The following is a 7955-nucleotide window of genomic DNA, read 5'->3' on the forward strand; positions in this document are numbered from 1 at the left end:
GCCAAAGCCTCATTGTTTCAGCTTCGCTTGCCGCTTGCGGCGACCTTCGGGAGCCCAATCAAGTGCCCCGACGCGCCATAGGTAGACAAGACCTGCCAACAGAATTGCTATGAAAACGAGTGCTTCGACGAATCCGGTCCAGCCGCTTTCGCGGACGGACACAGACCATGCAAAGAGAAAGAGGGCTTCGATATCGAAGATCACGAACAACATCGCGACCAGATAGAATTTGGCGGACAGGCGCAGGCGAGCGCTGCCGACGGGCAGCATGCCGGATTCGAAGGGTTCGTTCTTGGCGCGGCCCCAAGCCTTGCTACCGAGCAGGCTGGACAGGCCGAGCATGAAGGCGCACAGGCCGACGACACCCAGGAGGAAGATGGCAAAGCCCCAGTTGTGGGCGATGAGTCCTGCCGAATCGGACATGCTAGAGATCCTTATACAGAGACCCAGCTCTGCAGTCTGAAATAAGTGTAGAGCGGCGACTTGGCGTCGCACATGCAGTGACCAAATGTCGCAGCCGAATCAATCGCGCTGATTTTATGGGTAAACCTGGTGCAAGTAAAATTTCTGTCGCAAATTTATTCGTAGGATTAAGTACAAAAACCGTTCGTAACTGGCTGAGAGCCTTGAGATTCGGGCATTACGTGCGGTTTTGTTAATTATGTTTCTTGCGGCGGGTAACGAATTGTAAGGCCAGTAATGATAATTAATATCATTTGAGCTGCTGCCTTCGAATTTGGCTGTTCTGCGCCTTGTAAAGTTCATCTGGCGATTCCCCCTACTTGCAATTGCAAAAAACGCTTGTTCTAGCAGCTTTCGCTACTGCGCGCACCGCTCTGGGTCAATACTTTATCGGTTTAGCGATGACCGACTGATGAAGCGATGGCCCATTGGCCGAGCCAGTAGGCGAGGATGATCAGGTACGGTGCGGCGGCGAACGGGCTGACGAAGCGGTCGATGCCGATCAGGCTGTCCGAGAATACGAACAGGCCGGCACCCAGCGCGGCCGGGCCGCTGCAGGCCAGGGCGCGCCAGAGCATCGCACTGATGGCCAAGGTGTACAGCGTGACCGGGATCAGCAGCGGGCCGAGGCCATGGCTGGTCAGCACGCCTAGCAGTGTGATGCCAGCGATGGCGCTGAATGCCAGCGCAGGCAAGGCTGGGCACAGGGTAATGCCGCAATAGGCGCGCAGGTAGGCCAGGTGGGCGCATAGGAAGGCGACCAGGCCAAACACGAACAGGTCCGCAGGGATGGCCAGCAGGAAGTCGCCGAGTACCGAGAAGCCCAGGCCGATCGAGATCCATGTGCGATAAGGCGAGACCGGGGTGTTGCGCAGCCAGGCAATCAAGGCCAGCACCGGGATGGGTTTGGCCATGAGGGCGAGCAGGGTGTTGTCGCTGGCCAGTGCGTATATATAGAGGGCAGCGGCGGTCAGGGCGAGAATCATCAGGTGGCTTGGACGAGGCATGGGCGGTCCTTGCTGCTGGGCTGCCACAAGCATAGCCCTGATCCGGGGTTTTGTTGTGGCCTGTACCGGCCCTTTCGCGGGTAAACCCGCTCCTGCAGCGGCCTGCGCCCAATCACCGATGTGTGTCCCCTCCCGATCAGTGTAGGAGTGGGTTTACCCGCGAATACGGTAGCGGCGGCAACGATGAACGGCTGGTGAAAATTGGCCAGCAGGCCCGGCCCTTTCTCGGGTAAAAACAAAGGCCCGGAGCTTTCACAAGCCCCGGGCCTTTGTTCAACGGCAACCCACTATCAGTGGAACTGCTCTTCCTCGGTCGAACCGGTCAGCGCGGTCACCGACGATGCGCCACCCTGGATCACGGTGGTCATGTCGTCGAAGTAGCCAGTGCCCACTTCCTGCTGGTGCGCCACGAAGGTGTAGCCCTTGCTGGCGTCAGCGAATTCCTGCTCCTGCAGCTTCACGTAGGCGGTCATGTCGTTGCGGGCGTAGTCGTGCGCCAGGTTGAACATGCCGTGCCACATGTTGTGGATGCCGGCCAGGGTGATGAACTGATGCTTGTAACCCATGGCCGACAGTTCGCGCTGGAACTTGGCGATGGTGGCGTCGTCCAGGTTTTTCTTCCAGTTGAAGGAAGGCGAGCAGTTGTAGGACAGGATCTGGTCCGGGTACTCCTTCTTGATCGCCTCGGCGAAGCGGCGGGCTTCGTCCAGGTCCGGCTTGGCGGTTTCACACCAGATCAGGTCGGCGTACGGGGCGTAGGCAAGGCCGCGGGCAATGGCCTGGTCGAGGCCGGCGCGGACCTTGTAGAAGCCTTCGCGAGTACGCTCGCCAATCACGAACGGCTGGTCGTACGGGTCGCAGTCGCTGGTCAGCAGGTCGGCGGCGTTGGCGTCGGTACGGGCCAGGATGATGGTCGGTACACCCGACACGTCAGCGGCCAGGCGCGCTGCCACCAGCTTCTGTACGGCTTCCTGGGTGGGTACCAGTACCTTGCCACCCATGTGGCCGCATTTTTTTACCGAGGCCAGCTGGTCTTCGAAGTGCACGCCGGCGGCGCCTGCTTCGATCATGTTCTTCATCAGCTCGTAGGCGTTCAGCACGCCACCGAAACCGGCTTCGGCGTCAGCCACGATTGGCGCGAAGTAGTCGATGTAGCCTTCGTCGCCCGGGTTCTTGCCGGCTTTCCACTGGATCTGGTCGGCGCGGCGGAACGAGTTGTTGATGCGTTTGACCACGGTCGGTACCGAATCGACCGGGTACAGCGACTGGTCAGGGTACATCGACTCGGCCGAGTTGTTGTCGGCGGCAACCTGCCAGCCGGACAGGTAGATGGCCTGGATGCCGGCCTTGACCTGTTGTACCGCCTGGCCGCCAGTCAGGGCGCCCATGCAGTTGACGAAATCTTTTTCTGGGCGGAAGGACGGGTGGGCACCTTCGGTGACCAGCTTCCACAGTTTTTCTGCACCCTGGCGGGCAAAGGTGTGCTCAGGTTGCACGGAGCCACGCAGGCGAACGACATCAGCGGCGGTGTAGGTACGGGTCACGCCTTTCCAGCGCGGGTTCTCGGCCCAGTCTTTCTCGAGGGCTGCAATTTGCTGTTCGCGTGTCAGTGCCATGGAAATAAACCTCGTCGCATCGATCTTGGGTTAATTGTGCTGATGCTCTGGGCAGATCAGGTGCCTGGCGGCTGTCCTGTTCGCAGGTTGCGGCGGCGAACGCGAAGGCTCGAAGGGGAAGGTTGGGCAGGCCAGGCGAAGGTGTGCTCCGGCAGGTCGGCTCGTGGCTGCCTTGCTGCGGTGCTACGCGATTGCCAGTACTGCGGTGATGCGCTTCCGTCCCTCGGGACAACTTCTTCGTTGCAGTCGCAATCCCGTCGAACGCGCCTTGTGGGCCGAATAGACACGAGGCGCCTCCAAGGGTGGAAGGAGCGCGCCCCGAAGGCCCTTGCCAGGGCCCCTGATTAGCGGGAGCGAGGTCATCATGCCCTTGGGAAAAAGACCCTGTCAAATGTTTTGTAGTGCTTTTTTATGGTTACTACATCTTTGGTCTAATGCGACTTGGCAGTCAGTTTGAAGGCCTTTGGTCGAAGCCTTGAATTGCCTGGGATCAGTCAACAAGGTCGACTTTGACACGCAATGTCATGTTTTCACCCCGTTGGGTGCTGTATGTATGGCTTGACGCGCTACGGTCGGCTTGGCTCTGCTGGTTGAACCCCGCCAGGGTGATCCACTCGCCGAGCTTGCCAGTGACGGTCGTGTCGGTACTTTGTACTTTCACTACATCTGCACGTTCCTCGCTGATGCGGTCATTATTGCTGCTTATTTGCAGACGAACCGTTTCACCGCTCAGGCTGGGGGTCACGTAGAAGCCTTGGGTCACGTTGCGGTATTCGGTGTTGCTTTGAATTCGCCCATAGCCGTCTGTGCTGGTGCTGGTAATGGGGATGCTCTGGCCAACCTGGATCAGTGCCGGTTGCCCTTCGCTGGCTTGTACCTGCTGCATGCCGCCGTCGCGGTTGCGGGTGCCGTAGTGAATGACGCGTGCGTTGCCGCGGTTGTCCTGGAAGTTGCTGTCATTGTTGTCGACGCTGATCAGCAGGCGTTTGGGCGCGGTATCCAGCTGTTGCAGCAGGGCGCGCAGGTCGTCAATGCGCTCGGGGCTGGCGTTGACGATCAGTTTGTTCTCGAAGGCGCTGACCGTGCCGTCCTTGCCGATGAATGCCTGCAGGGCGGGTAGCAATTCGGCACTGCTGCGATGCTGAAGTGGCAACACCTCGGTGGCGGCATGGGCAGTGAGGCTGGCGGCCAGCAACAGGGAGGCGAAAAGGGGGCGTAGCGGCATGTCCATGATCTCCGCAGGTGAAACCAACATGATGGCAAACTTGCTGACTTTTTGCCGGATCTGGATCACGCCGGCACTGTTGCAGAGGGTCGTTTTATCCTGATTTATCTTGTAGGCTATAAATTATAGTAGGCAAGATAATTGAGGTTAATTGCATGTCTCCCGTCCGCCCGCTCCTGCGCCGTAATCACTTGGCCAACGCACTGGCCCAAGACTTGGCCGGCGAGTCATTGGTCGATTACAGCTCGGGCATGTTCCTGGCCGCGCCGCGGCGTACGGGCAAGAGCACCTTCCTCAACAACGACTTCATACCGGAATGCATACAGCGCGGCTGGCTACCGGTTTACGTCGACCTGTGGTCGGATCGCGACGCCGCCCCTGCGCAGCTCATCAGTGGCGCCATCGGTACTGCACTGGCCAGATTCGAAGGTGCGCTGGCCAGGACTGCGAAAAAGGCCGGTATCGACAAGATCAACCTGCTGCGCACCCTGAGCTGGGATTTCACCCGCCCGCAACTGCCTGCGGGTACTACCCTGGCCCAGGCGCTTGCCGTGTTGCATCAAGTGTCAGGGCAGCTGGTAGTGCTGATCATCGACGAGGCTCAGCACGCCCTTAACAGCGAAGATGGCCTCAATGCGATGTTCGCGCTGAAAGCCGCGCGTGACCACCTTAACCGTGGCGACCGTCCGGACGGCTTGCGCCTGGTGTTCACGGGCTCTAGTCGCGACAAGCTGGCCAACCTGGTACTCAAGAGCAAGCAGCCATTCTTTGGTGCCAGCATCACGCCCTTTCCGTTGCTGGGGCGTGAATATGTCGAATTCATCACCGCCTTGTGGAACCGTCGGCTGGCCGACAGTAACCAGTTCAAGGTAGAGGACCTGGCATACGCGTTCGAGTTGGTCGGCCGGCGCCCGGAAATGCTCAACAAACTGTTGGCCGAAGTTAGCGTCGGCCTGGGTGAGGCGGGCAACCTGGGTGAACTGCTGCGCAATGGGGCGCTGAATCATCAAGCCGGGGTGTGGAGTGACTACGAAAGCGCTTGGAACGAACTTACGCCGTTGCAGCAGGCAGTGCTGGAGGTCATGGCCGAGCGCACGCTGGGCCGGCAGCCGTTTTCCCCGTTTACCGAGCAAACCCTGGTTGAGGTCAGCCGCAAGCTGGAGCAGGCCCAGGCGGTAGCCAACGTCAACACGGCAAACGTACAGAAGGCCCTTGATGCCCTGCGCGACAAGGAGCTGGTATGGAAGGCCAATCGTGGCGAGTACGCGTTGGAGGATACTTCCATGGCCGAATGGCTCGCCCGCGACCAGGCAGTTGCCAGTCACAGGTGAACCTTTGAGGTGCTCCGTAAGTCGCATTCACAGGGAGCACGTGGGGTGCTGCATGAAGGGTGTCCTGATCTTGCTGTTATGGCTTTGCAGTCTTGGTGCGCAGGCTGCAGCGGATACGCTGCGCATCAAGCAGCTGCAGCGTTGCGGTGAGCGGGTGTTGAACTGGAGCTGGGGCATTCACCGGGTCGGGGCACGCAATGTGAAGGGTGATGAGGTCGATTCGCTGGTGCGCTCCGGGCTGGCGATGAGCGGCTACGCAAGCGCCACAGTTCCAACATCGACATGCGCGTGGATGTCAGTGCTGCTGCCTGCATACGCCCAGTGTCAGCCGAGGCTGCGCATTGCGGCACGTCGTACGCAACACCCTTGGTGACTGCCACTGTGGCGACGATGCTGTCGATCAACCCGGCACTTACCCCGGAACAGGTGCGCATGCTGTTGCGGCGCAGTGCCTTGCCCCTGGGCGTCGAACAGGATTTCGAAGCGATGAATGCCGAAGACCTGACGGCGCCGATCCGGCCGCCTGAGCGACCCGGATCTGGGCCGTTCGGCGCGCCTGGACATGCAGCGTGTGCGTTGAGCGGTGGCCGCTGTCCGACAATTTCCGTAACATCCCGCCCCTCGTTTTTAAATCGTCCTCCGGACTTAACCACAGGAAGCCCATGAAGCCCGCCCGACTACGCGCCGACCTGCTCGCCGGCCTCACCACCTCGTTCGCCTTGGTCCCCGAGTGCATCGCCTTTGCCCTGGTGGCCCACCTCAACCCGCTGATGGGCCTGTATGGCGCGTTCATCATTTGTACCCTGACGGCGCTGTTCGGCGGGCGGCCGGGGATGATCTCCGGCGCTGCTGGCTCGATGGCGGTGGTGATCGTCGCGCTGGTGGTGCAGCACGGCGCGCAGTATCTGCTGGCGACGGTGCTGCTGGGTGGCGTGGTAATGATCCTGTTTGGCGTGCTGCGCTTGGGCAAGCTGGTGCGCTTGGTGCCATACCCGGTCATGCTCGGCTTCGTAAACGGCCTGGCCATCGTCATCGCCATGGCCCAGCTGGAGCATTTCAAGGACGGCGAACACTGGCTCAGTGGCACGCCGCTGTACCTGATGATCGGCCTGGTGGCGCTGACCATGGCGGTGGTTTATGTGCTGCCGAAACTGACCCGCGCGGTGCCGCCGGCTCTGGTGGCGATCCTCGGTGTCGGCCTGTTGGTGTACGTGCTCGGGCTGCCTACCCGCACCCTGGGTGACATGGCGCATATCGCCGGTGGCCTGCCTGGGCTGGCCCTGCCGGATGTGCCCTGGAATCTGGAAACCCTGAAAATCATCGCTCCTTACGCGGTGCTGATGGCCATGGTCGGCCTGCTGGAAACCCTGCTCACCCTCAACCTGACCGATGAAATCACCGAGAGCCGTGGCTTCCCGGACCGCGAGTGTGTGGCACTGGGCGCTGCGAACATGGTCTCGGGCCTGTGCGGCGGCATGGGCGGCTGCGCGATGATCGGGCAGACGGTGATCAACCTCAGCTCCAATGGCCGGGGCCGGTTGTCGGGTGTAGTAGCCGGTGTGATGATTCTGCTGTTCGTGCTGTTCCTGTCGCCGCTGATCGAGCGTATTCCACTGGCGGCGCTGGTTGGTGTGATGTTCGTGGTGGCCCAGCAGACCTTTGCCTGGGCGTCGTTGCGGGTGTTGCACAAGGTGCCGGTGAATGATGTGCTGGCGATCATTGCGGTGACCGTGGTCACGGTGTTCACTGACCTGGCCATGGCGGTGCTGTTCGGTATCATCATCGCGGCGCTCAACTTTGCCTGGCAGCATGCGCGCGAGCTGTATGCCGACACCCATGAGGACGCGGGGGGCGGCAAGCGTTATCAGTTACATGGCACGCTGTTCTTCGCCTCGACCACCTCGTTCCTCAACCAGTTCGACACGGCCGGGGACCCGGACCAGGTCACGCTGGATTGCCAGCATTTGAGCTTTGTCGATTATTCGGCGGTTGCGGCGCTGAAAACCCTGCGCGAGCGCTATGCCAAGGCGGGCAAGCATTTGCGCGTGGTGCATTTGTCGGATCGATGCAAGAAGCTGCTGAAGCGGGCTGGCGAGCAGCACTGAGCTTGATTGTGGCCTGTACCGGCCTCTTCGCGGGCACGCCCGCTCCCACAGGGGGGCACAATGTTTGGGCCTGCGGCCATCCTGTAATCGATGGACTCGCCCCCGCCGAGGCATCACAGTGCCACGGTGGTGTTCGAAGAAGCCAACGGCAGCGAGGGCGAGACCATGAAAAAGCATAGTTCGAAACACGATTCCCTGTCTTCCACTGA

General features: G+C 60.6%; 6 protein-coding genes and 1 pseudogene. 3 read left to right on the forward strand and 4 right to left on the reverse strand.

What is annotated here, in order from left to right; genetic code table 11:
• Nucleotides 1–9: 9 nt before the first annotated feature.
• The 4 genes from INQ47_RS19565 to INQ47_RS19580 form a co-directional block, all read right to left on the reverse strand.
• A complete protein-coding gene (locus tag INQ47_RS19565) occupies nt 10–423 on the reverse strand; it encodes an NADH-quinone oxidoreductase subunit A (RefSeq protein ID WP_003251427.1) in 414 nt (137 codons plus the stop codon).
• A 434-nt stretch (nt 424–857) separates the two neighbouring features.
• A complete protein-coding gene (locus tag INQ47_RS19570) occupies nt 858–1469 on the reverse strand; it encodes a lysoplasmalogenase (RefSeq protein ID WP_404702370.1) in 612 nt (203 codons plus the stop codon).
• 290 nt (nt 1470–1759) lie between these two features.
• On the reverse strand, nt 1760–3085 hold the full coding sequence (aceA, locus tag INQ47_RS19575) for an isocitrate lyase (RefSeq protein WP_201199656.1): 1326 nt from the start codon (nt 3083–3085) through the stop codon (nt 1760–1762).
• A 490-nt stretch (nt 3086–3575) separates the two neighbouring features.
• A complete protein-coding gene (locus tag INQ47_RS19580; RefSeq protein WP_404702371.1) occupies nt 3576–4340 on the reverse strand; it encodes a secretin N-terminal domain-containing protein in 765 nt (254 codons plus the stop codon).
• A 125-nt stretch (nt 4341–4465) separates the two neighbouring features.
• On the opposite strand from INQ47_RS19580, the gene INQ47_RS19585 reads away from it, so the two are divergent.
• From INQ47_RS19585 to INQ47_RS19595, 3 genes and pseudogenes are all read left to right on the forward strand, one after another.
• On the forward strand, nt 4466–5641 hold the full coding sequence (locus INQ47_RS19585; protein ID WP_404702372.1) for a hypothetical protein: 1176 nt from the start codon (nt 4466–4468) through the stop codon (nt 5639–5641).
• A gap of 145 nt (nt 5642–5786) precedes the next feature.
• Nucleotides 5787–6221, forward strand: a pseudogene (locus INQ47_RS19590) (S8 family serine peptidase); the annotation flags it as partial.
• An 82-nt stretch (nt 6222–6303) separates the two neighbouring features.
• Nucleotides 6304–7746, forward strand: coding sequence for a SulP family inorganic anion transporter (locus INQ47_RS19595; protein WP_404702373.1), 1443 nt, complete (start codon nt 6304–6306; stop codon nt 7744–7746).
• The last annotated feature ends 209 nt before the right edge of the window (nt 7747–7955 follow it).

This window comes from Pseudomonas sp. 3HC3 (assembly GCF_044904505.1).
GTDB lineage: Bacteria > Pseudomonadota > Gammaproteobacteria > Pseudomonadales > Pseudomonadaceae > Aquipseudomonas > Aquipseudomonas putida_Y.